19 protein-coding genes and 3 pseudogenes are annotated in these 26,741 nt (G+C 66.2%); 10 read left to right on the forward strand and 12 right to left on the reverse strand.

Features of this window, described 5'->3' with window-relative positions; genetic code table 11:
* Positions 1 to 93 precede the first annotated feature (93 nt).
* The 6 genes and pseudogenes from HD597_RS64110 to HD597_RS00115 form a co-directional block, all read right to left on the reverse strand.
* On the reverse strand, positions 94 to 1,197 hold the full coding sequence (locus HD597_RS64110; RefSeq protein ID WP_308210540.1) for a TniQ family protein: 1,104 nt from the start codon (positions 1,195 to 1,197) through the stop codon (positions 94 to 96).
* Between the two features lie 375 nt (positions 1,198 to 1,572).
* Entirely contained in the window at positions 1,573 to 2,367 is a 795-nt protein-coding gene (locus tag HD597_RS00100) for a DUF6461 domain-containing protein (protein WP_253739360.1), read from the reverse strand.
* A 57-nt stretch (positions 2,368 to 2,424) separates the two neighbouring features.
* A complete protein-coding gene (locus HD597_RS00105) occupies positions 2,425 to 2,892 on the reverse strand; it encodes a hypothetical protein (protein WP_253739362.1) in 468 nt (155 codons plus the stop codon).
* A 135-nt stretch (positions 2,893 to 3,027) separates the two neighbouring features.
* A pseudogene (locus tag HD597_RS66455) lies at positions 3,028 to 3,444 on the reverse strand (TniQ family protein); the annotation flags it as partial.
* Positions 3,441 to 4,439, reverse strand: a complete 999-nt coding sequence (locus HD597_RS00110; RefSeq protein WP_253739363.1) for an ATP-binding protein — start codon at positions 4,437 to 4,439, stop codon at positions 3,441 to 3,443. The pseudogene HD597_RS66455 and the gene HD597_RS00110, both read right to left, overlap by 4 nt.
* Positions 4,430 to 5,701, reverse strand: coding sequence for a TnsB C-terminal domain-containing protein (locus tag HD597_RS00115; protein ID WP_253739364.1), 1,272 nt, complete (start codon positions 5,699 to 5,701; stop codon positions 4,430 to 4,432). The genes HD597_RS00110 and HD597_RS00115 overlap by 10 nt, the downstream gene beginning before the upstream one ends.
* Positions 5,702 to 5,785: 84 nt before the next feature.
* Here HD597_RS00115 and HD597_RS00120 point away from each other — a divergent pair, with 84 nt between their 5' ends.
* Positions 5,786 to 6,148 (forward strand): transposase, encoded by a 363-nt coding sequence (locus HD597_RS00120; RefSeq protein ID WP_253739365.1) that lies wholly within the window; start codon positions 5,786 to 5,788, stop codon positions 6,146 to 6,148.
* A 2-nt stretch (positions 6,149 to 6,150) separates the two neighbouring features.
* Positions 6,151 to 7,068, forward strand: coding sequence for an IS3 family transposase (locus HD597_RS00125; RefSeq protein WP_253739367.1), 918 nt, complete (start codon positions 6,151 to 6,153; stop codon positions 7,066 to 7,068).
* Here HD597_RS00125 and HD597_RS00130 read toward each other — a convergent pair.
* On the reverse strand, positions 7,036 to 7,770 hold the full coding sequence (locus HD597_RS00130) for a COG3415 family protein (protein WP_253739368.1): 735 nt from the start codon (positions 7,768 to 7,770) through the stop codon (positions 7,036 to 7,038). The genes HD597_RS00125 and HD597_RS00130 overlap by 33 nt on opposite strands.
* A gap of 83 nt (positions 7,771 to 7,853) precedes the next feature.
* Entirely contained in the window at positions 7,854 to 8,597 is a 744-nt protein-coding gene (locus tag HD597_RS00135) for a TnsA-like heteromeric transposase endonuclease subunit (protein WP_253739370.1), read from the reverse strand.
* Positions 8,598 to 8,913: 316 nt separating this feature from the next.
* Here HD597_RS00135 and HD597_RS00140 point away from each other — a divergent pair, with 316 nt between their 5' ends.
* The 4 genes and pseudogenes from HD597_RS00140 (at position 8,914) to HD597_RS00155 (ending at position 14,862) form a co-directional block, all read left to right on the forward strand.
* On the forward strand, positions 8,914 to 9,711 hold the full coding sequence (locus tag HD597_RS00140) for a hypothetical protein (RefSeq protein WP_253739372.1): 798 nt from the start codon (positions 8,914 to 8,916) through the stop codon (positions 9,709 to 9,711).
* Positions 9,712 to 10,765: 1,054 nt separating this feature from the next.
* Positions 10,766 to 11,065 (forward strand): annotated as a pseudogene (locus tag HD597_RS66460) (transposase); the annotation flags it as partial.
* A 1,677-nt stretch (positions 11,066 to 12,742) separates the two neighbouring features.
* On the forward strand, positions 12,743 to 13,768 hold the full coding sequence (locus HD597_RS00150; protein WP_276082644.1) for a ParA family protein: 1,026 nt from the start codon (positions 12,743 to 12,745) through the stop codon (positions 13,766 to 13,768).
* On the forward strand, positions 13,768 to 14,862 hold the full coding sequence (locus tag HD597_RS00155; protein ID WP_253739374.1) for a hypothetical protein: 1,095 nt from the start codon (positions 13,768 to 13,770) through the stop codon (positions 14,860 to 14,862). Before HD597_RS00150 ends, HD597_RS00155 begins: the two co-directional genes overlap by 1 nt.
* A 443-nt stretch (positions 14,863 to 15,305) precedes the next feature.
* Here the strand turns inward: HD597_RS00155 and HD597_RS00160 are convergent, their stop codons facing one another.
* Both HD597_RS00160 and HD597_RS00165 read right to left on the reverse strand, forming a co-directional pair.
* Positions 15,306 to 16,676, reverse strand: coding sequence for a hypothetical protein (locus HD597_RS00160; RefSeq protein ID WP_253739375.1), 1,371 nt, complete (start codon positions 16,674 to 16,676; stop codon positions 15,306 to 15,308).
* Between the two features lie 1,401 nt (positions 16,677 to 18,077).
* The gene (locus HD597_RS00165; RefSeq protein ID WP_253739377.1) at positions 18,078 to 18,581 is read right to left on the reverse strand and encodes a hypothetical protein; all 504 of its coding nucleotides are present in this window, start codon (positions 18,579 to 18,581) and stop codon (positions 18,078 to 18,080) included.
* Between the two features lie 1,749 nt (positions 18,582 to 20,330).
* Between HD597_RS00165 and HD597_RS00170 the strand changes: the two genes are divergently transcribed.
* The 4 genes and pseudogenes from HD597_RS00170 to HD597_RS00185 all read left to right on the forward strand — a co-directional run bounded on the left by HD597_RS00170 (position 20,331) and on the right by HD597_RS00185 (position 23,272).
* Positions 20,331 to 20,855, forward strand: a complete 525-nt coding sequence (locus HD597_RS00170) for an RNA polymerase sigma factor (RefSeq protein WP_253739379.1) — start codon at positions 20,331 to 20,333, stop codon at positions 20,853 to 20,855.
* Positions 20,852 to 22,030: a hypothetical protein gene (locus tag HD597_RS00175; RefSeq protein WP_253739381.1), complete on the forward strand. Its 1,179-nt coding sequence runs from the start codon at positions 20,852 to 20,854 to the stop codon at positions 22,028 to 22,030. The genes HD597_RS00170 and HD597_RS00175 overlap by 4 nt, the downstream gene beginning before the upstream one ends.
* Before the next feature lie 195 nt (positions 22,031 to 22,225).
* Positions 22,226 to 22,422 (forward strand): annotated as a pseudogene (locus HD597_RS00180) (transposase); the annotation flags it as partial.
* Positions 22,423 to 22,466: 44 nt separating this feature from the next.
* Positions 22,467 to 23,272, forward strand: a protein-coding gene (locus HD597_RS00185) for an IS5 family transposase (RefSeq protein WP_372513316.1) whose coding sequence is annotated in 2 segments (ribosomal slippage) — positions 22,467 to 22,812 and positions 22,812 to 23,272 — 807 coding nt in all. Because the reading frame shifts where the segments join, the coding sequence is not laid out codon by codon here.
* Positions 23,273 to 24,632: 1,360 nt separating this feature from the next.
* On the opposite strand, the gene HD597_RS00190 is transcribed toward HD597_RS00185, so the two are convergent.
* Both HD597_RS00190 and HD597_RS00195 read right to left on the reverse strand, forming a co-directional pair.
* Positions 24,633 to 24,809 carry a hypothetical protein gene (locus HD597_RS00190; RefSeq protein ID WP_253739383.1) on the reverse strand — a complete coding sequence of 59 codons (177 nt, stop codon included), beginning with the start codon at positions 24,807 to 24,809 and terminating at the stop codon, positions 24,633 to 24,635.
* Positions 24,810 to 25,041: 232 nt separating this feature from the next.
* Positions 25,042 to 26,502 carry a hypothetical protein gene (locus tag HD597_RS00195; RefSeq protein WP_253739385.1) on the reverse strand — a complete coding sequence of 487 codons (1,461 nt, stop codon included), beginning with the start codon at positions 26,500 to 26,502 and terminating at the stop codon, positions 25,042 to 25,044.
* Between the last annotated feature and the right edge of the window lie 239 nt (positions 26,503 to 26,741).

The following is a 26,741-nucleotide window of genomic DNA, read 5'->3' on the forward strand; positions in this document are numbered from 1 at the left end:
AATCGTGTGACGAAGGTCACGTTAGCGCCCCATGGTTAACTTCGTCCTCACTTTCCGGGCCAAGCATCTCTGGCCACCGCGCCGTTGTCCCCCTCACTGCCGGCGAGCTTGCCCACCAAGCACGGCATCCAAGGCTGCGGTGAAGACCGACGGCAAAGCCACCAGCGTCAACAGATCTGGCCGCCGCTGCTTCCATTGCATCCGGCCGGCGGCAGCCAGCGGCATCAACCGGGCCACCAGCTCCGACTCGCTTTCCGCCGCAGCCACCTCCAAAGCCACCGCCAGCAGTCCCGCAGCCACCAAGGCCGTCCGCGGAGCCATCCCGAAGCGGCCCACCGACCCTGCCCGGTTCCACCGCTGTCCACCAGCCTCTGCGGCCAGCGCGCCCTGACCATCCAGAGTCGTATCCAGCAGAGGGAGAACCTCCGGCACCCCGAGCCGGATCAGCAGCGCCGTCGCTTTCAAGACCGCGAACCACTGACTGGCACTCACCACCTGGCCGGCGATCAGCGCAGACCGGCGGCGCGTTGCCACCGCAAGCACGAGTTGTTGCTGATCAGCGAGTTTGTCGCTCACCACGCCTGTGCTGATCTGCGGGATCGGCTGATCGCATACGACCCCGCTGAGAAGCGCGCCGCATCGCAACGGAGCCGGCATCCGTGAGCGAGACAGACGGGCAGGCTGGCCCGCGGGACCTCGTCGCACGGAAACGCGGCATCTCGGGCAGAGATCCACCAGCAGCGTCCGATGCGTGGGACAAACCGCGGCCCAGCCCAGCTTCCACCAGGCCAGCCACACTCCGCCCGAAGCCACCAGGCACGTCGGGCATACGCGGCTGCCGAAGAACTGCACCCACTCACGGCCCTCTGCACGACGCACTGACTCCTTGTCGCCCACGCGGACGCCGGCCAGGTCCAGGACCGAGCCGTCGAACACTTCCAGGTGCATCCCACGCACGACCTCGGAGCTCACGCCTGTGGCAGCCTCGATCGCCCTGCACGTCTCCGGCATCGCAACGACGCCGTACGCCAGTGAACGAACGTCACTCGACGTGGCTACATCCAGCCCTAACGCCTCGACCATCGCCCACGGCGGACATGCGTTCCGCAGGGCCATGCGATCAACCCACGACGCGAACGACTCGCCGTGCACCGGTGCCACCACCAACGCCAGCCGCCGGGGCCAGACCGTCACCACTTCCCGGGCCGAACCTCCTGCCGTACACGCCGCTACTGCCAACTTCGATGACGCGCTTCCATGTCCACTTCCAGTTGCCGTGACGGACTGTCGTCTTTAAGACCGCCAGTGTCCTGTCTCAAATGAGTTGGCGTGAGACCGGGCCGCTGACCTGCGGCGCGCCAACTGATTTGAGACAACATGAACGTGAATGTCTCAACGATCATGGCGTGCTTGGCTGAAATGTCTCAAACCAGTTGGCGTGTGACCATGGAATGGTGCTGGGAATCAGACGTCCATCTCTCGTGAGATTGCCTGGCGGCTTCCTGGTGTTGAATGCCCGGCCGTCGCGGGCAACCCCGCCAGAGACGCGCACGCCTCGACGCCCCTGTCGGTTCAGAAGTAGGCGCCGGGGATGGCAGCGCCGAGGATCGGACGGCGGAGATGTTGTGGGGTGAGCCTGACGCCGGTGATCCGGCTGGCGAGCGCCAAGGCCGCCGGGATGGGATTGTCGATGCTGTCGCTGGCGGCCGGATCGATGCCCAGCTCACGAAGGTAGCGATTGAGTCGATCAGGATCCGTGCCACGCCTCTCGATAGGGAACGTCGGGTCGATGTCGGTGAGGTATTCCCCGTCGACGGCGTAGGCAAGGCGGTGCCGGGCGGCGTAGTCATGTCGCATCACTGCCACTGCCTGTCCGCCGTCGCGGGATAGAGGGCAGAGGGCCTCCATGTGCGAGGCTCGCCAGCCGCAGTCCTCGATGGCGATCGTCCAGTTCTCGATTCGCCTCACGGTGATGATCTCCGGCCCTTCCGGCTGGGAGTAATCCTCGTCCGTGATGAGCCGGATGTCCTCGTCCGCGGCCCCGATCCGGCGAAGCACCTCATGCTCGTCGAGCCCGCGGACGAAGACGATGGTGTAGATGTCGCCGAGCCCGCTGCCTTTTTCCCACCCGTAATCTTCTGGCGACGCGCCGGGAGTTCTCGCGGTGGCGTGGACCATCTCGAACGTGCTTGCCTGCTCGAGGATCTCGGGATGGGCGGCGAAGAAGGCCTCGGTGATTTCTGGAGCTATCCGACCTCGCTCACTGACCAGGTAGCCGTTCGCTCTCGCCCAGTCCCGGATTTGACTGCGGTCGAGCTGGGGCGCCCGGTAGGTGACGCGGAGGGGGGTGAAGTCGGCATCGGACATGATCAGAAACTTATCGATGGGTTCGACGTTCGTCTGCTGCTCCAGCTCGTGAACGTTTCATGGCAGGTCGGTCCGGGGGTTGAAATCCTCTTCCAGACCGGGGAACCAGGCGTCCTTCTTGGTCGCGGTCTTCGCTTGCCGGAGGAGCATCGTGGCGTTCTTGCGCTCGTTCTCGATCCAGAGGTAGAGGGGATCGTGCCGCCATTCGTTCCAGTCCTCCCCAATCCTGCCGTAGCGGCGGGCGACCGTCCGTCGGATCTCTGCTAAGAGAGCCGGCTCGATGCCGAAGGCCAACCCTTCCCGTCGGGGCAGGGCCATGGCTCGCCAGGCGGGTGTGACGAGCAGGCGTGTGAGGGCGACAACGTCGGGGTAGCGCGCCGCTGCCCGAGCGGGGCCGTCCTCGTCCGTCGTTTCCCTCCAGTCCTGGCCAGCCAACAGCACCATCAGCCTCCGGAAGCGCTGCTGGTGCTGTCCTCCCCGCGCCCATCTCGCGACAATGTAGTCCGCGTCGCGGAAGGCGGTCATGACGGCGTTGTGGCCGTAGCGTCGTCGCAGTCGGCGATGGAGGCGGTTAGCTTGGCAAATCGGCTCAACGCGGTCAACGAGTGGTTGAGGAGCGGACGAGTCATCGTTGAAGGCGATCCAGCGTCGGTGATGCCAGCAGATCACGTCTTCAGGATGGTGCCAACGGACGGGGGCGTCGTCCTGTGGTTCCAGACCGTGTCTGAGCAGGCATAGTCGACAGAAACTGCGGCACTGGTGGGCTTGTCCAGGGAGTGGTCGCTGGTCGAGTCGCATATGGCGGAGCTCGCCGGGAGTGCAGAGGTCGAGGACGGCGTAACACAGTGATTGTCGTGGATAGCCGGTGAGCTGGGCCAGCCTCTCGGCAGGGACAGGGACGGACTGGAGCTTGCTGCCGCTCAGGAGCTCACGCACTGAGGACGTCGCGAGGTGACTGGCTTTGGCAAGGCGGCTCAGATAGGAGTTCAGGGTTTCGTCCAGCAGGGGGGCCGGTCGCCGTGGCAAGACCCGCAGCGGTGGGGCCTTCCAGGAGAGGAAGAGCTGCGGTGAGATCACGCGGCGTCTCCGCCTTCGGACTCGGCGGCGTGGTCGACGGGGATCTCGTCGAGGAGTTTGCGGGTGATGGCCTCGCTGTCGTTCTGGATGGCGCTGATGGCTCCGGCGCGGATCAGGTGTGACAGGCTTCCGATCATGCCGCCGGTTCGGCGGTGCAGATACTTGGAAAGCTCGGTGAGCGAGCCGGGCTTGTGCTGGTGAAGGCGGAGGGCGCCTTCCATGGCGGCGACCAACTGCTTCCATTCCGCCTGGTAGGGGAAGGGACGACTGTTGATGAGGACGCAACGGCCGGCGATCTGCTTTCCTCGCACTCCGGTGAACAGGCCCTCGCGTTCAACGTTGATGCCGGCGTAAATGAAGGTGGCGGGCAGGTGCTCGGTGAAGTACTTCAGGTGATCGGACATGTCCTCGCCTGCGCTGGTGGCGAGGTTGAGGTTGTGGATCTCGTCGACCAGGACCAGGTCGCAGCGTGCTTCGATGAGGATCTGGCAAACGGCGTCGGCGATGTCGGTGGTGTTGGCCGATCGCTTGACTGACGGCAGTCCGAGAAAGCGAGCGAACTCCATGGCCAGCTTGCGCGGCGACCCCTTTGGTGGTGTCGTCACGTAGACGACCGGGATGCGGTCGCGCTGCCCAGGATGGCGGTCGCGGGCCATCAGCTCGTGCGTGCGGCCCAGCTGCTTGATCGCCGTGCTCTTGCCGGTTGTCCATGGGCCGGAGACGATCATTCCGCGGCGGGCGCTGGTCTCCCGCCGGTTCAGCAGCGTGAGCAGACGTCCCTGCTTGGCGACTTGGCGGACGGTGGAGGTGGCCACGACGGCCAGTTCCGAGTGGTAGGTGATGCGTTTGTCGCTGTAGGAGGATCGCTGATCATCGTTCAGTGCTCGCCATTGATCCACTGGGAGCAGGTCGAATCCGGCGGGGGCATCGTCGACGAAACGCCGCCATCCCTCGAGCGTCGTGGTGGGGTCGCGGCGGTCTTCAGCTACTTCCATCGCTTCGCCTCCTCATGGGCATCGAAGATGCCGAGCGGGATGACCTCGGCCAGAGGTTCGTCTTCCTCGGCTGGTTGTTCAGGCGCTGTGTCCGTTGCTGGTGCTGCAGGCCGGGGCCAGGAGGGTTCGGTGGTGGCGCGGGTTTGGGCTCTGACCTTGCGGTCTTTGACGGTGTCGGCTTGTTCGGGTCCTTGTCCGGCGCGGGTGAGCAGGTCGTTGACTGCTTGGGTGATCTGCTCTTCAGTGGGTCGGTCCTGGCCTCGGCGTGCCAGGATTTCGCGGGCGCGATCCCAGGCCATGTCGCCGAAGGGGGCGGCAGCGCTGCTCAGGTGTCGCCAGAAGGCGGTGATCCAGCCGCCGTCATGGTGATTGCGCACCCATACGCGGCTGACGTCGTAGGGGTCGTAGTGCACTTCCCAGCGGTTCTTCCGGCCGGTCACGCCCGACGGTTGGTTGCGGAACGGTATGAGGGCCTCGTCGTCGTAGATCCGATGGTTGATCTTCACGCCGTAGGCGTTGATGGCTCGCCAGACCGCGGGCAGCAGCTCGACGTAGTCGTCGCCGGACAGCGCGACGGGCACGCATCCGGCTGCCTCCACCAGTGCGGCGTACTTCTCGTTCGGTGTCATCGCCTGGCCTGGGGTGAGGGGATCGCGCAGACCGTCATGCGGCCGGTTCTGCCAGGAGGCGACCAGCCATTCATCGAGCTGTTCTTGAAGTTCGTGCACCGGCCAGAGCGGTTCTTTTTCGACGGCGCGGCCGCGATACTCTGCCGAGCGGCCGGTGTAGCCGGAGACGTACTGCGCGAAGAGCGTGCCGACCGACTCCAAGGTCCGTTCGATGTGCGGTTTATCGGTTCCGGTCCGCGGGTGGGCCGGCTGCAAGCTGATCCCGAGCATGCGGCAGGCGGTGCGGAAGTTGGCCGATATGAACGCTCCGCCCTTGTCGTAGACGATCGTCTCCGGGACGATCACCGGTCGCGCAGCAGCGTGCTCCAGGCGCTCGTCCAGCCTCAGCAGACGCTCATGGGGCAGCACGGAGCGGGCCATGGACAGTGCCTGGACCCAGCCTGGACGCATCGGCTCCGGGGTGACCGTTCGCGCCAGCAGGAGTGCCGCGTCCACCGACTTGGTAGCCGGCCGGAGCACGCCCGCGGTGACCGTGCGGGTGGCCAGGTCGACCATGCCGGTGAGCTCGACTCGCCCGACCACGCCGTCGTCGAACACCACCAAGATGTCCACCGGCGTGGAGTCGATCTCCATCCATTCGCCCGGCCGGTTGGCAGTGACCTGGCTGAACTGGCCTTCCCCTCGTAGCGTGGAGACCGAACCGGGAGAGGTTTGGTCGTGGCAGCAGTCACGCGGCGGCGCTTTGATCCGGAGTTCCGGGCGGGCGCGGTGCGTATCGTGAAGGAGACCGGCAAACCCATCGCGCAGGTGGCGCGGGATCTGGGAATCAGCCCGTACACGCTGCACAACTGGGTGCAGATGGACCGGCTGGACGAGCAGTACAACGGCAACGGGAGCGGAACGCTGGAGGAGTCGGAGCAGGAGGAGCTGGCCCGGCTGCGGCGGGAGAAGGCCGCGCTGGTCAAGCAGCACGCCCAGGAGAAGGCGGCCTGGGAGAAAGAACGCGCCGAACTGGAAGACGAGCGTGACGTGCTCAAGCGTTCCGTGGTCTTGTGGGTCAAAGAGGCGATGGGCCGATAAGCGTGGCGGCCTTCATCAGCTCCCAGAAGACCGAGCACGACATCGACCACACCGTCTCCTGCCGGGCGCTGGGCGTCTCGCAGTCCTGGTACTACAAGTGGAAGAACCGCATCGGCGACGATGCGCCGACCGCCCGGCAGCGCCGGCGGGCCGACCTGGATGCGGAGATCACCCGCGCGTTCGAGGCCTCCGGCGGCACCTACGGCTCGCCGCGCATCACCCGTGATCTGCATGCGGCGGGCTGGCGGATCTCGGAGAACACGGTCGCCGCCAGAATGGCCGAGCTCGGCCTGGTCGCCCGCAAGCGGCGCAAACCGCGCTCGCTGACCCGCCAAGGCAAGCGGCCGGCCGCCCCGGACCTGGTCCGCCGCACGTTCAACTCAGTCGCACCGGACGTGCTGTGGTGCGGCGATGTGACGCAGATCGACACCGGCGAGGGCAAGCTGTATCTGGCCACGGTCGAGGACCTGTTCTCCCGCCGACTGCTCGGCTACGCCATGTCCGGGCACCACGACGCCGCGCTGACCTGCGCCTCACTACAGATGGCGGTGGCCACCCGCGGCGGCGACGTAGACGGAGTGATCTTTCATTCGGATCGCGGGTCGGAATACACGGCTGCTCGCTACCAGGAGCTGTGCCGGCGCCTGGGCGTGGTCCAGTCCATGGGGCGGGTGGGCTGCGCGCTCGACAACGCCGCGGCCGAGGCGTTCAACAGCACCCTCAAGGTCGAGTACGTGCACCGCCACCGGTTCCGCACTCGGGCCGAGGCCCGCCTGAAGATCGCCACCTGGATCGCCGACTTCTACAACACCACCCGGCGGCACAGCGCCAACGACGGCCTGCCGCCCATCACATTCGAACGTCTGATGATCGAGAAGAGACACGCCTCATCGGCCCTGCTGGGGACCGCTGTGGCATAGAACCGTCTCCACGCTTTCAGGGGATTGACAGAACTCACCATCCGGGCGGCTGGCCAGTGATCGGCGGGTGCGGGCTGAACCGGTGACGTGGCGTCCACGGGAGAGCCGGTCGAACAGGCGGTAGAAGGTTGCGCGAGAAGGCATGCGGACCTCTGGTTGGTCGGCAACGAGCTGGCCGACCTTCCAGTAGAAGTAGCTCGCCGTTCGGGTGGATCGCTCCGTGGACTCCTCAATCGCCTTGGACAGCGTCGCCAGCACGTGCGGGTCGACTCGTCCTGATGGTCCGCCGGCGCCTTCGTGGCGTCCGTCGATCAGCCCGGCCAGGCCTTGGGCCTGGTAGCGCTGACGCTTGCGCTCGATGGTGCGCAGGCTGACTCCCTCACGGCCCGTCCTGGCCAGTTCGCGGGCCTTGGCCTGGTCGCGTTCGCGAACCGTGTGCAAGTTGGGGTCGAATGCAGGCCTCGGGCGAGTGCCGGCCGGGGCATCGGGACGCACGCCGGTCAGGACCTCGACGATGTGTTGCTCCCACCAGCAGGCCTCTTGGACGACCCCCTCGGCAAGGTCGTCCAAGAGGCATGCAGGTAAGCGAGGTCCAGCAGGGCCGCCCAGGAGCTTAAAGGAAGGGTCGGCCAGCAAGTGCGGCAGGTGCACTGCGGTGGTGCCACCGTTCTCGGCGGCGAGCCGTATCAAGGTGCCGGCCAAGCCGACCACGGTATGCGTGGTCTTCTCAAAGATGACTCGGTCACCCAGATGCAGCCCCGGTGGCCTCGGTGTTCGTGCCGCACTCATCGCGGGTCCGGTGCGCGAACGATGGCGGCCGGGCCGAGAACCGAGAACTCAAGGTCTGTGGTCAGATGCCCGGTCCAAAGCAGGTGATAGAGCACCGGAAGCGTCATCAGTTGGTCGCCAACCTGCTGAGCGCCGCGCAACAGCGCGGTTGGGGCTCTGAATACATGGAGCAAGTCTTGGGCGAGCTCTTCCTGATAGCAGCGCCGGTGGCGATAGCCCGCCAGCCAGCGAAGGTTCGATCGCAGCACTGGGGCAGGGCCGCCCGTTCGATGAAACTTCCAACCCACCTCCTCACAGGCGCGCCCCATGGCCGCGAATGCCTCACTCGCCGCCGGATCGACTCGGTCGTCAGGTCGGACATCCACGACCAGGCCTTGGCCGTCCCGCGTCCGGGCGAAGTAGTCCGGTGCATGTCGTCGCACGCGATCGTCGGCGGCCCAGGTGAGCCAGAAAGGCTGGGAGGCGAAGGCGACGATGTCCTGGTCGAAGTCCATCACCATCAGCACGTCGCGCTCGACCCACGACTCGTAGCCAACGTGCTCGCCAGTTGTGGCCGACCACCACCAGCCCGGGAAGTTCCTCTGCCCCCGGAAAGACGGAAACGACCGCACCGCCGCCGCCCGCTCAAACTGGACATTCCAGCCCACAGCCAGCGGCGCATGCTGCTCGACCCCTGCATCATCCAGGAAGGTCAGATGAAACCCCGCCCGCTCGACACGAGTCGCCGATAACGCCGTCAAGGTAGACCACCACCACGTATCGTACGCATTGCAGCCATACGAGAACGCACTGTAGTTGCCGAAGGCGCCAGATGTCTGAGACTTCCGTCAATCCACGCCAACTGGGTGAGACATCCGCTCCACGCACGCCACCTAGATGAGACACGGAGTACGCGTGATCGGCCAGTCACGCCAATTAGGTGAGACGGAACGGCGAATCACGCCAGGTGGATGAGACACACGCCAGGTCCCGTGAGACAGGACAGCCAGACAAAAATCTCTGGGAGTCTCAGCGACTCGGCTCCACTAAGATCATTTATGTCAATACACTATTGACATGCCTAAGCGAGCTCTGCCTCAAGTCAGCAAAACCGCAGGTCAGGAGGCCATTGAGCGGATCGTACAACGCCGGAGGCAAGTGCGCGATCCCGACCTCGAAGCGATGGAGAGCTACGATCCGGCCGAGCATCCGCTGTCTGTGATCAAACATGTGCTCCATTGCCGGAAAGTCCCGGATTGGGTGAGATCGAACGACGTTCTCGACGCCCTGTGGGTACTCGGGTATGTACGCCTGCATTGCCCCCATCGTCCCGATGAGGTGGAGCATCTCGAACACGAACTGCTGGAACTGGGCTGCGCCATGCAGATCGCGATGATCCGCATGGCGCCGCCGCTCAACGTGCGCAGCAGGCAAGCGGTGGAGCACCGCCTGCTCCGGCACCGGGCGGCCCGGCTGGGGCTCGGCCGGAGCGAGCGACTGGAGCGAGCGCATCGGTTGTCCAGAACGCGACCGCATGACACATCTGCAGAAGCGATCTGGTACGACCACCATGCGTTGCCGCTTTGGGAGACGGCCGCACAACTGGTGGCCGCGCGTTCCCATTCCGACCATCTCATCGACGATGAGATGGCGGAATGCCTGATCGGTCTGCGGCGAGCGGTAAGAGAGATGAAGTGGCCCCTGTCGTCATCTCAATACGCTGTCTTGCGCGAGATCGGCTGGTGGATGCAGGAAATCGTGGACTCGTTGAGAGAGGATCGCTATGCGGCCTTTCGCGAGCTACTGGGTGAACTGCACACCAAAGCCGCCACGCTGTCGGCCGACTACCATCGTGCGCGCTTCGGCGACAGATGAAGCTTCATGCTTGTTAGCGGTCATATGGAAACCCAGGTGGACGGACACGTCATTCCTGGTAGATGGCCATGTGACTCCTGCTGGGCGGCCACGAGATCTTCAGGTAGACGGACAGCTCCACAGGGCTGAGATGCGGGACCACAGCCAGGCATAGCCAATGACGGCGAGGCCCCCTCGGGCTCCACCAGGCGGCGCTGAGTTCGGTGCGCGGTGCCGTGAGGCCCGACGAAGGAGGGTCTTGCGGCTCCGATCGCCCCAGCCCGTAGGGAGGGCGCCGAAGTTGGCGATCGTGACGGTCTCAGCCCGGAGTCTTCGGTAGGTCACTACGTACACGGACAGATGGCCGTCCATCAGGACGCGTAGTGTCCGCCCACCTGGAGGTCGAGTGGCCATGAATCTGGATCGTCGTGGCCATTTACCTGGAGGAACTCGTGTCCGTTCACAATGCTCGTGAGCTCCAGCCCCCTTCGGGGGTGCATGATCGTCGATACGTGGCCCCGGAGTGGTGTCATCCGTCCAGGGGCCGCCAGAGAGATTCCCACAGCGGCTGCATGACGGCTGGCGATCGGGCGTCAGTTCACACCGGTTCCACCTGCGGGGCGCTGCTCGAGTAGTCGGGCTCCCTGTCAAGGCTTACAGCCGCCACGCCCTGACCTCACTGGACAGTACCTGTGCGGTGGAAGCGAGGCAGGGAGCTCATGATGGACATCGATCCTGCGAGCGGGGCCCGGATCAGGAGCCGTGCGGAGACGGGCTCCGAGACCACACTGGACTCCACCCGCCGTCGCCCATCCCGCGGATGGTCCAGTACGCCATCACGCCTGCTTAATGGGGCGGGGTAGCCACATCCGCTCTAGCGCTTGTACGAAGTTGAGATCAGTGGGATCGCCTGCGGCGCGTCGGCGATCCTGGCAGACCATCGGGCATGGCGCATGGAGAACTCGCCGACGAGGAACGGGGCTTGAGCGGGCCTCACTAGCCGTTGGGTGAGCGGGACCGATCCCGGATCTTCGGCGGCGGTTCAACGCGGTGATGTGGCGGGTTTCGCACCGGCAGCCCGTGGCGGGACCTGCCGCCCGCGTACGGGCCCTGGTCCACCGCCTACGACCGGTTCCGCGCCTGGGCGCTGGCTAGTGTCCGAGCGGCCGATGCAAGCGATGATCGCCGAGGCCGGGGCTCGCGGGCAGGCCGACCTCGACCTGGTCAGCGTGGACTCCACCACCGCTTGTGCGCACCACCATGTCGCCGGGATGGTCCTAGACGGGAGTTGGCCGCAACGCTCCAAGAAGCCAGCGAACGGGAAAAGGGCTGCACCAAAAAGGGCAAAACGCCCGCAACGGCGCCCTGGCAATGATGAGGACGGCCGACGACGGCTATGCCGCCGGCACCGGTTCCGGTTCCGGCTGACCGCGGCCGGGCTGGGCCGCTCGCGAGGCGGGCTGAACAGCAGGATGCATCTTGCGGCCGACCGTCGGTGCCGTCCGCCGGCGTTCGTCCTGACCCCGGGCCAGACCGGAGACAGCCCGCAGTTCCGCGCCGTGCTGGAGCGCATCAGGATCCCCCGGCCCATCGGCCGTTCGCCCGCCAGGCCGTCAACCGCAGGAAGCGAGGCCTCGCGGCGGCCGGCCGATCGGTCATGATGCCGCGCTCTACAAACAGCGCAATACGGCGGAAGGTGCATCAACCGGATGAAGGAGTGGCGTGGCCTGGCCTTCCGGTTCGACAACACACCCGGCAGCTACCTGGTCGGCCTGCACCTACGCGGAGCCGTCTTATGGATCCGCAGCCTCCGACCGGCCTGAAGATCCGAACCTCGTACAGGCTCCAGCAGAGGCATCGTGATCTAAGCGCCGATGGACGGGCCGACGCACGCGACCCGCCTTGGATGGCGATCGCAACGCATTGAGGTTCCGTCATGATGGCCGGGCACGGCCGCTGTCTAGTCTGATCGCGCGCCACTGGACGCGAGGGGCCAATGATGACCTGCTCGTGCTCCTATCTCCTGCACGTGTGGCGGCGCTCAAGCGTCGTGCACGCCCGGAGAGAGTTGCTCAGGGAGGCGGTGGAGGGTCTGAGCGGGGCAGGTGTGTGGCACGGGGGGTTTGTGATCTACATTAACGATGGACCCCCTCTGTGCGGGCCTGTAGTGCCCTCTGGGGCGCACGAACCCTCTCGCCGGTATTCCCTATCCAGGGAGGCCGCGTTCGAGCCGCAGGCGCGTTTATGCAGATCAAACCGCGTTACTGGTGAGTAAGTTGGGGTGTACCTGTTGCCAGTGGGACCTCAGTGGCAACAACCGCCGAGAATGGGCGACGGAGGGCCGTTCTAGGCGGCCACAGCAAGCGGCTGCGACGCGTTTCCGTTGTCGGTTGCCGCTTCTTCTGTTGTACGTACGAAGCAAAAACCGCCATTGACCTGCTGTTTCACAATTGCACTTGCAGCAACACACACATCAACACACACATCAACGCCTGATCCATTGGGGCGAAGGGCTGAAGATCTCTCGCTACATCCCCGACCGAGAGTTTCGCTGCAGTGCACAAGCATGCTGTCCGAGATCAAGGACTGAGGCTGCGACCTGCCCGGTCCTCGACGGACGTAACCGTCCCCAAGCCTAGGCAACTACTGAACACAGAGGCAGCCTCGACTGCGGCCAAACCCTCACGTGCGGACCATGAACCTTCAGAGACGGTCCTCCTGGACTCTGCACCTCGCCGATGGAAGCTTCGTAGGACCGGCCCGCCACTTCGCTTACCCAACCCACTGGCGATGAACGTCGCGCAAGAATCACGCCCTTGGGGTGAGAGGCCACAACCGCGTACTGGGCCGGGTAACAGCGCGTGTCTTCTTCTCAAGAGGCAGTCGCCATGGTTAAGATCAACCACGTGATACCGCTAAGCAAACTTGGGAGTCCCCTGTGACATCAATGGTTCACTCCCCCACGCCCGGGAACACAGACGAGCCGACTGCCGGACAGATCACCGAGGTAGAGCAGGTCATCTCGGAATGGATGCGCCGAGGCGTCACGACAATGAAGAACGTCGTCGCCATGATGATGCGAAAGGGAGGGGCGGGCAAGACCACGAAGACCCTCCTCATCGCCGACGCGCTCTCCCGCTTCGGGCTCAACGTGCTCGTCATCGACATGGACCCGCAAGGAAACGCTTCCCTTGGCTTCGGCCGACCGGTCAGGATGGTCGCCGTCGAGGCGCGCATCGGAAAGGCCAAGCTGGAAGAGCCGGATGTCCTTACCGTGATCGAGGTGATCAACTCTGGTGAGGCGGGTGTCGCCGACGAGGCGATCATCATCGTGGACACGCCGGGCTGGACCTACGACGTGGACATGCCGTTCCACCGCGGAGGCCCCTTGCGCCCCGGCAAGGTCGGCACAATCGGGCTCATTCCGGCGTACGAGGCGCTGGAGGACCTGCCCGGTTCCTGGAAGCCTGCCGACTTCGAGCGACTCGCGCACACACTGCTGCTGCCGGCAGAGCCGGGCGGCGCCTCGCCGAACCACCGCTGGGACGTTGTGCTCATCGACACGGCCATCAACCAGCGCCTCGGCGTCCAAGCGGCCAAAGCCGCGTACTACGCACTGTTCGTAACGAACGCCGAAAAGTTCGGCGTCGACGCCATTCCCAAGACCATGCGTCTGATAAAGGATGTGCGCGAGAACTACTATCACGACAGTATCGACGTCATGGGGCTGGTCTGGAACGCCTACGTGCCACGCCAGAACACCGCTCGGGCGCTCACCTCCGACGCCATGCAGTATCACAGGGGCGGCCTGGAGCACTGGGAGGCACCGATCTGGCCGTACGAGATCCCCAAGACCACTGTCATCAGCGACTCGCACGACATGGCGGCTCCCGTGTCGGCGTTCCTCACCACATCAGAGAGACGAGAAATGGCCGCCCGAGTCTGCCAGGTGGCCGAAGCGACGACGCTACGGATGCTCGACGAGCTCGGTCACCCGCTGGCGGGCGAACTGCGTACTGCCTGGCACCAGGCGTGGCCGCAGAAGGAACAGACCGACGTGATGAAGGAGATGGCGTAGTGGCGGGAGGCAAGCGGACAGGACGGCTGCAACGTCAGCCTGTCGCGGGTTTCGGACATCTGCAGCCGACTCCGAAGGAGCAGACGCCGGAGGAGTCAGCTGTCGCGGTGACCGAAGCGCCGGCCGATCCGGTCCGCATAGAACCGGGCGGTGCGGTCAGCACCGCACTCGGAGAGCGATCCGCTGTTGTCGCACCCGATCAGCCGGTTGAACCTACCAAGGCCGCACCAGCACCCGAGAGGCCCGTCGTTGCAAGGGTGCAGACGGCTACGCAAGAACCGGTTCAGGTGCCTGAACCGGAAGTAGCCGAACCCACCGAGGCGGGCCAGAACTCGCCTGCGAATAAGACGTCGGCCCCCACTGGCAGGCCGGACGAGGCGCGGCAAGTCCAGGCGCCTGAACCGCGATCAGCTACGCGCGTCGACCACAGTTCCCCGCTGATCGACAAACCGGCGGAGTCGACGCAGAAGGCCGGTAAGAGTCAGGCCAGAGCTGGCCGCGAGGAACAACCTGGTGATGGGCCCATCACGGGGACCGTGGCGGCGCCGAGACGCCGGACGTCCCCAGCTCGTACGTCCTCCGGCTACTTCCAGCCGCGACCTGCTGAACTCCCCGCTCCGATCAGGGAAACGCTCGCGTCCCTACCACGTAACTATCTGAGCCTCTATCAAAGCTTCAGCGATGCCATCAATCCCGCTGTTGGCAACACTGGGCGAAATGTGCGCCTGAACGCCAACCTCGCCTCCCGGCTGACTAGGCAATCGGTGACCGACAAAAGACGGCTAGCCGCCGGGACCCGCCGGCCCGCTCTTGCCGTTAGCCACTACATTGACGCTGCTCTGCGGCAGGCGCGTCAGGAACCCCTTGATGTGCTCGTCGAGATGGGGCAAAGCTTTAGGATTCGCACCCTCCATGAGGACCTCCCACGACCCAACACCTACTCACTCACCGCAGAGGTGGGCCAGTGGATCGACAACCTCAAGGACGACCTGAGCATGGTGGATGCCTACAGAGGCATGCTCGGACACATTCTCAACGCGTGCGTCGAGGCGTTCCTCGACGGCTTGGAACATGAGACCACGAATTCAGCCTGACCCGCGTGTGTCTTCCACCACCAGGATGTTGCGATGCGCGCGACTTCAACGCCTTGGAGACTCGGAGCGGAGTCACAAAGCGAACTCGTCTCGGGCGCCTGGAGGGGATTCTTGCTCGATGACAAGGACCGAGTCTTGCCCATCTCGAAGTCCATCGCACTCCCCGGACTGAGGTCTTGCGACCACTAGAAGAGAGGATCCGTCGATGGGCCGGGGCACTGCATGCGGAAGTCGAGCGGGGCAGCAGGCCCGAAGGCGTGGGACCAGCAGACGGATGACCCTGCTGCCCCCGGGTGTACCTCATGGCGGCACGGCCGAGCAGCGGGACACTCCGAGCCATGCGGCGCGACGCCGGAGGGACAGTGACGCTCCCACGGCCTGGCCACCGGCGGGTGGCTCCGTACCTGGGGTGCCTCATCGAGACCTCCTCCTTCGAGCGGCCATCAGCCGACCGCGGCCATCGGCGCCCGGCGCGCGCGACGCTGGGCCGCCGCGAACTTCGGGCTTGTTGCCATCAGCAGGGCGCGCGCCCGCGCGGCGGGTCCGTCCGGACCGCCCGCGTCGACGCGGGCGACTGCCGGTGCGTCAACCCGTCGTGGCCGGTGTCTCGGTTCGGTGACTCGGGGACGGGCGTACGCGGGGCTGGTTGCGTTTTCCGTGGTGGTGCCATGGGGGAGTACGGGAGAAGTCCGCTCCAGCCGTCGCTGATTGACCTCCGCGCCGATCTCCGCGCAGGCGCCGCAGGGGTGCCCGGAAGGCAACAGATGATCTTCACAGTCCGCCCTCGGGCACGCGTATCCGCGCCTAACGATGGTCAGCGCGGTTGCCTCCGGGCGGCGCGGCGACACACCGTACCAGGGCAGCAGGCGGCGGCGGATGCGTGCTGTCATCTGCGCGATCGTACGTCCCTTGGAGATCTCTGCCTCGATCGCGGCGAGCACACGTTCACGGTCGCGCTCCGTCATGCGGGCCAGCCATTCCGTCGGCAGCGCCGTCATCGCGCTGAGCGCGCCCAGCACCCGAATCGGGGGTGGGCCTGCATCGGGGGAGTGGTGGATTCGCCTCTCGCGCGGCAGCGCGCCGCCGGGCGCGTTCTTACGGTGCGGTACGTCGCCTGCGGCGAGAGGGGGATCATCTTGCTTCTCTCCTCGTGTTTGATCGTCGTGCTTCTGGGTCCGATCAGCAGCCTTGATCGTTTCCGGTGAGCCGTCTTGATCATTTCTAGTCAGGAGGCCTGGTCCGATCTTGTCCGCCTCCGGCAGGTGCGGGCTGTCGTGGGTGAAGTAGCGGAGCCGGCGGCCTTCTGGGCGGCAGCTGATCCAGCCATCGTTGGCGAGGGTTCGCAGCAGGTTCTTGGTGGCGCTGATGGACACCTCCAGGTCCTGGGCGAGCTGAGCCTGGCTTCTCAGCCGCCCGGCGTCCTCGTCGCGGCGCAGGAAGCAGTACAGCTGCAGCAGCAGGGAACGGTTTCGCCGGGCGGTCCACACTCCGTCCACCTGACGGCAGCCGACCGCTGCGGCGGCGCGGTAGGAGATGCGGGCCCAGGCGACCTGCGGGGGGAGTGGCGCGAGCCAGCGGGCCCGTCCCCTGGTGACGATCCACGAGCCAGCGGCGGCCAGCGCGGCGTACACGCTCGACGCTGACAACCCGCTCTGGTCGGCGAGGAAGGCAATGGACGCCGTGCAGCCGGAGGCGCGCTGGGAGAGGGCGGCGATCTGGGCCACGATCGGCCACGCAGCTCCGCGTGGCAGTGCAAGCGGGATCTTGACCGAGCCCGAGGGCAGGTTATCCAGGGGGATGCGGGACAAGGTCATGTCGCCCTCGCCGTGCAGTCGCGCGTCAGACGGATTCGCCCGGTGCCGACCGTCGGGGGCTGCCCGCGATCGAGGAGGGAACGGACCTCGGACCGGGAACCGGGCGCGATGGTCTGCGGGCGCCCGGCTCGGCATCGCGACGGGTGTCCCGCCGTTCGGTGGAGAAGCAGGATCGAGGGTGGTTGCGAGGTTTGTTCGCTTTTTGGGTACACAAAGTACAGCGCATGGCTGATCATGGATGCTCCGTGCGTTTTGCGGTGCACTGAACAGGGCTGCTGGCGGTCGGTGTGTGGGCCGGCAGGCTGCTGAGTGCGTTATGGGAACTGTGTGGTGGGCCCGGCTGGTCGCATCCGGGTCTGCTGCATCAGGTCAGAGGCGTCTCCTGCAGGGGGCGGAGGCACGGGCGGGCCGATGCGGACTTGTTGACATGAGCCCGCCCGTGACTGGCCCGCGCTCGGACAGGTCAGGCGAGAGCCGTCCTGCGCCGCAGCGGCCGTACTTCGCCTTCGCCGGTGTCGTTGTGGTTCGTGCGGCTTTCGGGCACGACAACAAGGACGCATGGCTGGTCATGGATGCTCCGTGCGTTTCGGGGTGCACTAAACAAGGCTGCTGGCGGTCGGTGTGTGGGCCGACAGGCTGCTGAGTGCGTTATGGGAACTATGTGGTGGGCCCGGCTGCTCACGTCCGGGCTGTTGAGGTCAGTTCAGAGGCGCCTCCGCACGCGAAGAGGAGGCGGCGTCTGGGGCCGGTCGGCCCCCGACGAGCTTGACGGACGCTCTTCGGCGCGAACTGCCTTCGCCGGCGCGGGGGATGCGCTGGCAAGAATGGAGCAGGTGCCCTTGGCGGAGTGGATCCGTGCCATCGCGGTACGGATGCGTCCGCGGGATGCGCCCAGCCAGGACCGGCGCGCACTGCACGGCACGAGCCACCTTGCACGCGGAACTGCGAAGCTCCGGCACGCAAGGCTGCGCTGTCCGGCCTAGGCAGGAGCGACTCGCGACACAACACCCAGTGCGCCCGAATTGCGCACTTTGAGTGTGTGGCGTCCTGTCTATCCGCCGGGACGGGGATCTGACCAGTGTGGCGATCGGCCGCCCGGATGTGACGTTATGCGTACTGGCACTGGCAGAAACGCCAAAATGCGACACGCCGCACGATGGCATAACTGGCAGAGCCGGGAGTCCATCGTCTATGGTGGTCTCCAGACCTTAGGGACCGGCCTAGGCACGCGAGAGCTCGCCAGCCGACACGCGCCGGGCCGGGTTTTAGAGGGTCCTCGCGCCGCAACCGCCAAGTAGTTGCGCGAGGGCCCGCTTCATTTTTGCGGGGCTTTCGTCATGCGTCGCCCTGGGAACGATGCTCATACCATGGAGGTCCTCCTTCTCCGGACCGCTCGAGCGCCTAGGCTGCTTCGAAGGCCCTGCGGGCCAGCACAGGCGGGATGTTCAAGTCCAGCGTCACCTGGAGCGGCTCAGCGCCGGAGGTGGTCATCCTGGTGGCCGCCTCCAGAAGGGCATCCACCACGGACACCGCCGCCGCGGCGGCTTCCGGATGGGTCGCCGGGTCCGGATGCAACGCGGCCAGGAGGTCGACCAGATACGGATTGAGGTTCCGGTAGTTGCGCTGGCGCGCACCCCTCTCGATGCGCACGCGAAGCTCGGGCCCTGGGCGGACGTTGGTCGGCCGCGGTTCCTGGTCGCTGGTCGTGCGCATGTCACACGCGGCGTGCACCAGAGCACGAACCAGCGTGGTCGCCGACTCTGCGGCCTCCGCATACCGATTCGAGTCAGGATGCAGTGCAGCCAGGAGGTCAACTATGTAGCGGCTGGTCTTCCTCGTACCGTAGCCCCTGGTGAGCGCACCATCCTCCAGCCGCGCACGCAGGCCTGGGTCAGGGCGGATCATCGTTTGCTTCCGCTCTCCCAGATATGCCTGAGGCATCCCACACCCCTTTCATCAACCGTGATCGCAGTTCTACCGGAAACTGTTTCAGTTGGCGAGCACCTTGGGCCTTAAACGCGGCGTGTCGTGGGAACTGATTCCGATCGATGATCGGGGATGGTTCATGGACCGTCGGTGGTGCCAAGGCCTGGAGCCTGAAACTGAACGCCGGGCAGGGTTACGCGCACGTCGCGCCAGATGCGCGGACCCACAGACGAGCAAGGCGTGCGCAGATGCGAGGTGGTTGCACGCCCGCTCGCTCTTGGGCGGGGGTTCGTGCGAGAAACGAGGCTGCCTGAGGGCAGGTAGCGATCCCGCTGGCGAGCACAATGAGAACGTAGTCGACTGTGGCCGTTCAGCCGATGGTATTGACCCGTGCCAGCCGATTCCAGAGTCGAAGTGGTCCCGGTGGCACCGAGTGTAGGGCTCCCTGCAGAAGACGGGAGCGTGCTGCGCAGAGTCGAGCCGACAGGGGCAGGACTTCAGCGTCTTGAAGAGCGCTTCGACGTGCTGCTTGTCATGGAAGATCCGGTACCGAGAGTGGAACGTGGCCACGCCCAATGAGGAGTTCGGCGAGGGCGTTGGACGCCCTTCAGCTGCCGCGATCGGCATGGACCGTGAGCTGCTCCTTCGTCGCTACCCGCGCTGGCGCGGTCTGGCCGATGAGGCGCCTGGCCTTGGAGTCAGACTCTCCAGAAAGGCGGCGTTAGAGGTGATCACGTGATCACTCATGGTGTAGGCCGGCATCAGGTCAGTGGTGACGTTGATTCGTCGCCTCGTCGCGGGTCCGATCACCCGCCTATTCTGTGCGGGCCTGGGAACATGAGGGTCATCGGATCGGCGAGCGGCGGCCCGGAGAATGGCGGATATCTCATCGATGCGGGGTGAAGATCCGTTCAACCCGTGGGGCGAAGATGCGATGCAACACCGGCTCCTGTGGCTCGCTCTCCTTGTACCGCAGGCCGATGCGGGCGGCCCGGCTCTCCAGAGAGTCGATCCGGTCGCGTGCACTTCGATCAGCTCTCGTTCGCCTGCTTCCGTCCCGGTGGGCCGTGTCCAGAAGTTTGCGCGCAAGCGCTCGTAGGACCCGCCGTACAGGTCTCGCAGCGATTGGGCTCCAAGGGTCAGCTCGATCCGGCAGCCGAGCTGGAACAGCGCGTCTCCCGCGTTGGTACCGAGCGAGCCGAGCAGGGTCCGGCAGTACGCAGGAGTGGTGGCGGCCGGGGGCCGGCGAGTTCAGGAACCGGCAGCCATCGCAGGCGCTCGGCCATCGGCGCCGTGGCCGCGGACGATTCACGATGTTGTGTCTGCGCTCCGGTACGGCGACAGGCATGTTCTCCCTGGCGGGCTGACAGAGCGTCGGCTCACCACAGCTCGGTCATCCGGTGGCACGCCTCGGCCACGACCACCGGGTGTACACCTTCAACAGCTGGTAGAGGGTCGTGGAGACTCGATCGTGGTGAGCTGCACGGATACGACAGTGACACAGCCCGAGTTCGACCTCCTGATGCCACGGGTGCGCACGCCGCTCGATCTCCTCGGGGCTCATCCACTCCAGGGGAAGCCGCCGAGTTCGGCCTCGGCATGGGCTGATCGACCAGCACGATCAAAGGCAGGACGCGCCGTCGCGCGTGCTCCCCCTGGCCGTTGCCATCCGGCAGGTGACGTTGAGCGTGGAAGCAGCGGATCGGGGGCGGTACGCGTTCTTAGGTCATGAACAGTGAGACAGCCGCCCGCGCGCCCGCGCCGCCGGACGGCGAAACGGTTCTGGCGGACTTGTACCGCGAGCACTGGCTCGCCCTGGTGCGCCTGGCCGTGCTTCTCGTCGGCGACCGGGAGGCCGCCGAGGACGTCGTCCAGGACGTCTTCTCCAGGCTGCATGGCAAAGCCTCCGGCGTGCTGACCCTGTCGTACGTGCGCGTCAGCGTGCTGAACGCCTCCCGCTCGGTCCTGCGGCGGCGCGGCGTGGCAGCCACCAAGGCGGCGTCCCCCGGACGTGCGAACGAGTCTGTCGACTCCCCGGAGACGGCCGCACTGCTCGGGGAGTCGCGGCAGGAGATGCTGACCGCGCTGAGCCGGCTGCCCAGGCGCCAGCGCGAGGTGCTCGTCCTGCGCTACTACCTCGACCTGTCCGACGCCGATATCGCGCGGGCGACGCGGATCAGGCAGAGCACCGTACGGTCCACCGCAGCCAGGGCCCTGGACCGACTCGAACGCGAGCTGGGAGGCAAGGCATGACCGGCATCGAGGACCGGCTCAGGGACGCGCTGGCCGCCGGCGCCGGGATCGTACGTGACGACGGGCGGACGCGCGCCCTGCCTCTGCCACGCCCGCGTTCACGGGCCGCCCGCTGGTGGGCGCCCTCAGCGGTTGCGGCCGCCATCGCGGTCGTGATGGCGATCACCTTCGTGCTCACCCGCTCAGTCGCTCCACCGGCCCCGGCCGTACGTCCCACGCCCAGCGTCAGCCCCTTCGCGTCGCCGGTGGAGCAGGTGTGGCCGAACGCAGTCCACGAGATCCCCGGCACGGTACCGGGAGGCCAGGCGTTCGTTCCTCAGTTGTTCGCCTCCAGCCGGGTCGTGGTGGGACACGGGATCGATAGGAAGCGGCTCGACAGCGTCTGGTCGTACGACATAGGCAGTCGCAGATTCACCAATATCGTGCCACCGAACGGGTTCACGGGCCTTTCCCTGGCCTTCGGCGACGGCTATCTCGCCTGGTGGGCCGTCGGCAACCGCAAGGCGGAGATCTGGGTCGTACCCGTCACTGGCGGAGTCCCGAGGCGCCTCGCCTCGGTTGACGGCAGGATGAGCAGCTACCATGAAGCCGTCGGAGCCGGCGGCCTGGCCATCGCGGATGACGCCGTGGTGTGGTCTCCGGGGGACGGCGGCGTCTACCGGCTCCCGCTGAAGGGCGGCAAGCCGACTCTGATGAGCGGCACGAGGGGCCTCTACCTGGTCGAGTGGCCCTGGGCGGGCTCGCCGCGCGATGCCCGCTTGAACGGTCCTCCCATCCCTCGCCCGATGGAGCGCTTGAAGAACGTGCTCACCGGAGAGATCAGGGACGCCACCGCCCCCGCAGGCCGCACGTCATGGGACGAGTGCGGGGTGACGTGGTGCCTCAGGGGTATGGAGGCGTGGCGGCGGGACGGCACCGACTTTCGCGTCCTACCTGGCCATGGGCGAAGCAGAAGCAACCTTTACGCGGGCCGTTACGTTCTGCTTCGCCAACACGACCGGTCGGGCAAACTGGCCACCGCCGTGCACGACCTCGCCACCGGAAGCACCGGCCTGCTGTTCCGAAAGCCGGAGCATCGCGGCCACAAGTCCACGTCGACCCTCGAGACGAAGAACGGAATGATCCAATATCAGACGGGGCGCGGCACGCACTACCTAGTGAACCTCGTGCGGTGATGGTAGGCCCCAGCGGCGTCCCCGACCCGAGTTCGGACAAATCCGAGGGCGATGACCTCCCGGCGCCATTACCTCTCGGACCTGTCTGATACCCGCTGGGCGTATTGAAGTCGTCCCTGAGCGCCTAGCGAGCCGCACGCTCCTGACATGGTCAGCGACCAGCTGGATGTGATCGCCGACATGCTCGGCCGTTAGTTCCCCAAGGTCGAGACCGTGCTGCATGAGGCTGCCGACGACATCCTGGCCTTCGCCGCGTTCCCGCCCGCGCACTGGAAGAAGATCTGGTCGACCAACCGCTGGAGCGGCTGAACAAGGAGGTCAAACGCCGCACCGACGTCGTCGGCGTCTTTCGCCATCCTGACGCCCTGCTGCGCCTGGCCGGCGCCGTCGTGGTCTAAGACCGTGACTCATTTGGGGATTGATCGTTAGTTCATTCGTGGATGCGTTCCTTCAACGGCTGGTGCCTGACGAGTTGTGGGAGTTGTTCCTGCGGGTGGTGCCGCCGGCGCCGACGCGGCCGCAGGGTGGCGGACGGCGGCGGGTCGACGATCGAGTGATCCTGGCGGCGATCGTGTACGTGGCGACCACGGGATGCGCCTGGCGGCAGTTGCCGCCGGTGTTCGGCGCGTCCTGGCAGACGGTGCATCGGCGCTTCACCGAGTGGAGCGCTGCGCGCGTGTGGGCCAAGCTGTACCGGGTCCTGCTGGACGAGCTCGGCGCGCGAGGAGAGCTGGACTGGTCGCGGTGCGCGATCGACTCCGTGAGCGTCCGGGCGATGAAAGGGGGGACCTGACAGGCCCGAATCGGCTCGATCGCGGCAAGAAAGGGTCGAAGATCCACCTCATCACCGAACGAACGGGTCTGCCCATCGCTGTCGCGATCAGCGCCGCCAACCTCCACGACAGTGTCGCGCTGGAACCGCTGGTGCGCAGCATCCCGCCCATTCGCTCCCGCCGCGGACCACGACGCCGCCGGCCGGGCAGGCTCCACGGCGACAAGGGCTACGACTATCCCCGCCTGCGGGCCTTCCTGCGCGGCCGGGGCATCGTCCCGCGTATCGCCCGTCGCGGGATCGAATCCAGCCAGCGGCTGGGACGCCACCGCTGGGTCGTGGAAAGGACGGTCTCGTGGCTGGCCGGCTGCCGCCGGTTACACCGGCGCTACGAACGCCGGGCCGACCACTTCGCATCCTTCGTCGCTATCGCTGCAGCCCTCATCTGCTACCGCCGACTCACCAATTGAGTCACTGTCTAAGCCCACGACAAATGGCAGATCGACCGCCGCTACCTGCTCGAAAGCTCCATGGCCCTCATCACGGTCCCCAGCGCCGGCCAGGAGCAGGTAGCGCACACCGAACCCACGACGGCATGGTCAACCCAGCAGAGCCCCACGGAGAGCCGAACTACAGCACTCCGCGGGACATGACCCCTCCTCTCACGCCGCCGTACCCTGTGGGACCGGGGAAGCGGAACGTCGAGCAAGCGTCATCTACAAGGGCAGCGGCGCAAGGCGCTCCCCGCCCAGCCCCGATCCAGACAGCGACCCCGCTTCCCAACATCGTGCGGAGCCGCAGTTGGCTTCACCAGCTTGGCGGGTGCGATGCGCTTACCGAGCACGGCGGCCACGGACGTCCAGAGGCCCATCAACTGAGGGACATTGAGGATGTACAGGTAGCCCCGTAAGTGCTGCCCCGCTCGAAGACCGGCTTGCCGCCGCCCAAGCCCTTGACCGACAGGCCCCGCAGCACCATGGGCTCACGCCGAATTCGCTCCCCGGCCGTGATCCGCTCCTTCTTCCTCGTCAGTGCGCCGTCCAGCGGATGCAGCGGCTCCGTGCATGACCGCGCGGCCACGCGAAGGGACTCGCCACCCTGCCAAGAGAACCCCTGAGAGCTGGAAGTTTGCGCTTGTCCACACGTCGGCGTCGGATACGTGTGGTGTCCCACGGTTTCGATCAGCAGGAACGGCAGGCACAGCCTTGACGGAGAGCCGCAGCCATAACCGCCATGATCCGCGAATTTTGGGCAGCCGCTCGCGTTGCCGTCATGAGCGCCCCATTTCGGCTGTTCAACGACAGTGCGCTCGGACGGAGGAGGTCCTGGCCCTGGATGTCGCGCACTTCGACTTGCACAGGGGCGGCATCAACAGATCGCCGCCCGGAGCCGCTCGGCCCAAGGAGCCAACTGGCATCGGGGGCACACGTGCGCGGCAAGATCAAGAAGTGCCTTGACTAGTGATTCAACACTTTCGCGGTCGACTTCGTCTAGGAAGTGGCAGACCGAGGAAAGGTGTAAGTGCCTCCGCCGGGGACCGTCACGTCGAAGGAGACGGTGGCCGAGGCACCGATGCACGCGTCATCCGCGAAGGCAGCCATCAGGGGGAAGGACCCGTCGACGGCGTCGGCCTTCGCCCACGTCTCCAACTGCTCGACGATCGCTGGTGCGCAGCGGAGGTCACGGCTTCGGCCCGCCGTACCAGGCGGCATCGGCAGGCTCCCCGCTCGGCAGCCCATTGCCGAAGGACAGGACTTGGTAGTAGGTGTGCCTTTCGTCCCACCGTGGCGGGCGGACCCTGAGTGACCATGGCGGATATTGAATCCACGATCATCGTCTGGACATCGCACGGGGGACTGGCCGCAGTGCTGGAGAGGTGCGCCTGGAGCTGGGCGAGGGCGGAGGACAGGTCTGCCTCTCGGCGCGGAAGAGCACGACCTTGTCGGCGAGTTCGCCCCACTGGTAGAGCAGCTCCACGAAGGCGGCCCCGGCCGTCGCTGCCCACATCGACGGCCTGCTTGATCGCCGCCTCCCTTGGTGCCGCCCATCCCGCTGGTACAGTCCCAGAGGACGGGCGCCTCCCGGTTATTGACGTGGAGATCGATCCCGAAGCCCAGGTGCGCGGGCCCCTCGTCAAAGTTCAGCCCGCGGACCGCCACCGCACTGTCGCCCGGCTCCCAGCCCATCCCGTGCCTGACGCGTGCCAGAGCCTGCCATCGGTGATGCGCCGGGTCCATGATCACACCGGTTCCGGCAGGATCTGACCCTTGCGTGCGGCTGCGGCCCGCATGGTCGCGGCGGTGCGCGGACACGTGGCCAGGAGCAGGGCCCGGGCACGCGCGGCCGGCCCGTCCGGGCCATCGGCGTCGACCCGGTTCGCCTTCTGCACATGGCGTCGTTGAAGATCTACGCGCGGCCGCCGGTCGGGGGGAGTGACGCACGGGTCGGTCACTGTTCGCCTGGCCCCTGTGGCGGTGCGCTCACCTGCGTCGAGTCCTTCACGCCGATGCCGGTTCGCCTGTGCGCCGATCTCCTGGCAGGCCGAGCATGGATGTCCCGACGGCAGCAGATGGTCCTCGCACTCAGGTCGCGGACAGCGATAGCCGCGCTCGACGACGGTCAGCGCAGCAGCGACCGCGCGGCGTGGCAGGACGCCGTACCACGCCGTCAGCCGCCGTCGAACGCGGGCGCTCATCTGTTCCGCCGTACGCCCTCGCCTCATTTCCCTGTACACGGCCGCCTCCACACGTTCACGGTCCTGATCGCTCATGCGCAGCTGCCAAGACAGGGGGATGGCGGTCATGACGCTCAGCGCGCCTCCTCGAGGCGGCGACACCGGCCGGGAGATGTTGCTGGTCTGCCTCTCGCGCGGCAGCGCGGACGCAGCGTCGTCGCTACGGTGCTGTACTTCGCCTACGGCGAGAGGAGAACAATCACGCTTCTCACCTCCTGCTTGGTCATCGCGCTTCTGTACAGGATCAGTTTCCGAGATCGATTCGACTGGCTTTCCTAGATCATTTCGGCTCAGGTTCCGAGGTCGCTTCACCGCCGGATCCTGCCCGGCCAGATCGACCGGCTCGGCAGGTGCGTCCTTTCCAGAAGCCAGGTTCGCTTGGACGACATGCAGTGGGGCATCATGCGTCCGGTATGCGATCATGCGGCCGGCACGGTGGCCGGAGATCCACCCGTCGCCTTCGAGGACAGCCAGCATGGCCCGCACCGTCCGGTCGGTCACCTGGCAGTCCGCCGCCAGCTCGGACTGACTGCGGACCCTGCCCACGGCCTCATCACGGCGTAGCCGGCAGTAGAGCTGCAAAAGCGCTGATCGGTTCCGCCGGGGTGTCCATTGGCCATCAACGGAGTAACAGCCGACACCTGCCGCGGCACGATAGGAGATGCGCGCCCATGCCCCGTCGTCCGGGATCGGCGCGAGGTACCGGCGGGTGATCCTGGCGCTGGCGTCAGTGATGATCCACTCGTCGGCGGCCTTCAGCGCCTCGTAGATCGTCGAAGGGTGCATGCCGAGCCGGTCGGCCAGGAACGTGATGCTCGCCGTGCAGCCGGCCCGTCGTTGTGACAGCGCGGCGATCTGCGCCACGACGGGCCAGACGGCGCCGTGCGGCAGGTTGAGCGGGATCTTGACCGTGCCGTCGGGAAGTTCGTCGAGCGGCCGGCACACGGCGGGGGAGGAGCCGGTCATCCTGCCACCCGGCCGTGATCGTGCCTCGACCGGGCGCTGGTCAGATCGACAACGATGATGGCTCCATCGAGTGTATTCGTCGCTCGCCTGAGTGTTCCTGGTTTTGGGCGCGCTGAAGAGAGCGCATGGCTCATGGTGTGCTCCGCTGCGTTTTCGGGTGCACCAAACACAGGTGCTGGCGTGACGCTTGGAGCGGTGGCCGGCACCTTGGGTGCGCTATGGCGTTAGGTGGGCCCGGG

The sequence above is a fragment of the Nonomuraea thailandensis genome (assembly GCF_024172165.1).
GTDB classification, from domain to species: Bacteria; Actinomycetota; Actinomycetes; order Streptosporangiales; family Streptosporangiaceae; genus Nonomuraea; species Nonomuraea thailandensis.

Excerpts from the sequence above, each read along its gene's own strand:
- HD597_RS00150 (WP_276082644.1), top strand. The coding sequence starts at position 12,743 with ATGAAGAACGTCGTCGCCATGATGATGCGAAAGGGAGGGGCGGGCAAG.
- HD597_RS00115 (WP_253739364.1), bottom strand. The coding sequence starts at position 5,701 with ATGGAGATCGACTCCACGCCGGTGGACATCTTGGTGGTGTTCGACGAC.
- HD597_RS00140 (WP_253739372.1), top strand. The coding sequence starts at position 8,914 with ATGCCTAAGCGAGCTCTGCCTCAAGTCAGCAAAACCGCAGGTCAGGAG.
- HD597_RS00190 (WP_253739383.1), bottom strand. The coding sequence starts at position 24,809 with ATGTGGGCAGCGACGGCCGGGGCCGCCTTCGTGGAGCTGCTCTACCAG.
- HD597_RS00170 (WP_253739379.1), top strand. The coding sequence starts at position 20,331 with ATGAACAGTGAGACAGCCGCCCGCGCGCCCGCGCCGCCGGACGGCGAA.
- HD597_RS00175 (WP_253739381.1), top strand. The coding sequence starts at position 20,852 with ATGACCGGCATCGAGGACCGGCTCAGGGACGCGCTGGCCGCCGGCGCC.
- HD597_RS00160 (WP_253739375.1), bottom strand. The coding sequence starts at position 16,676 with ATGACCTTGTCCCGCATCCCCCTGGATAACCTGCCCTCGGGCTCGGTC.
- HD597_RS00165 (WP_253739377.1), bottom strand. The coding sequence starts at position 18,581 with ATGATCCGCCCTGACCCAGGCCTGCGTGCGCGGCTGGAGGATGGTGCG.
- HD597_RS00195 (WP_253739385.1), bottom strand. The coding sequence starts at position 26,502 with ATGACCGGCTCCTCCCCCGCCGTGTGCCGGCCGCTCGACGAACTTCCC.
- HD597_RS00100 (WP_253739360.1), bottom strand. The coding sequence starts at position 2,367 with ATGTCCGATGCCGACTTCACCCCCCTCCGCGTCACCTACCGGGCGCCC.
- HD597_RS00110 (WP_253739363.1), bottom strand. The coding sequence starts at position 4,439 with ATGGAAGTAGCTGAAGACCGCCGCGACCCCACCACGACGCTCGAGGGA.
- HD597_RS00105 (WP_253739362.1), bottom strand. The coding sequence starts at position 2,892 with ATGACCGCCTTCCGCGACGCGGACTACATTGTCGCGAGATGGGCGCGG.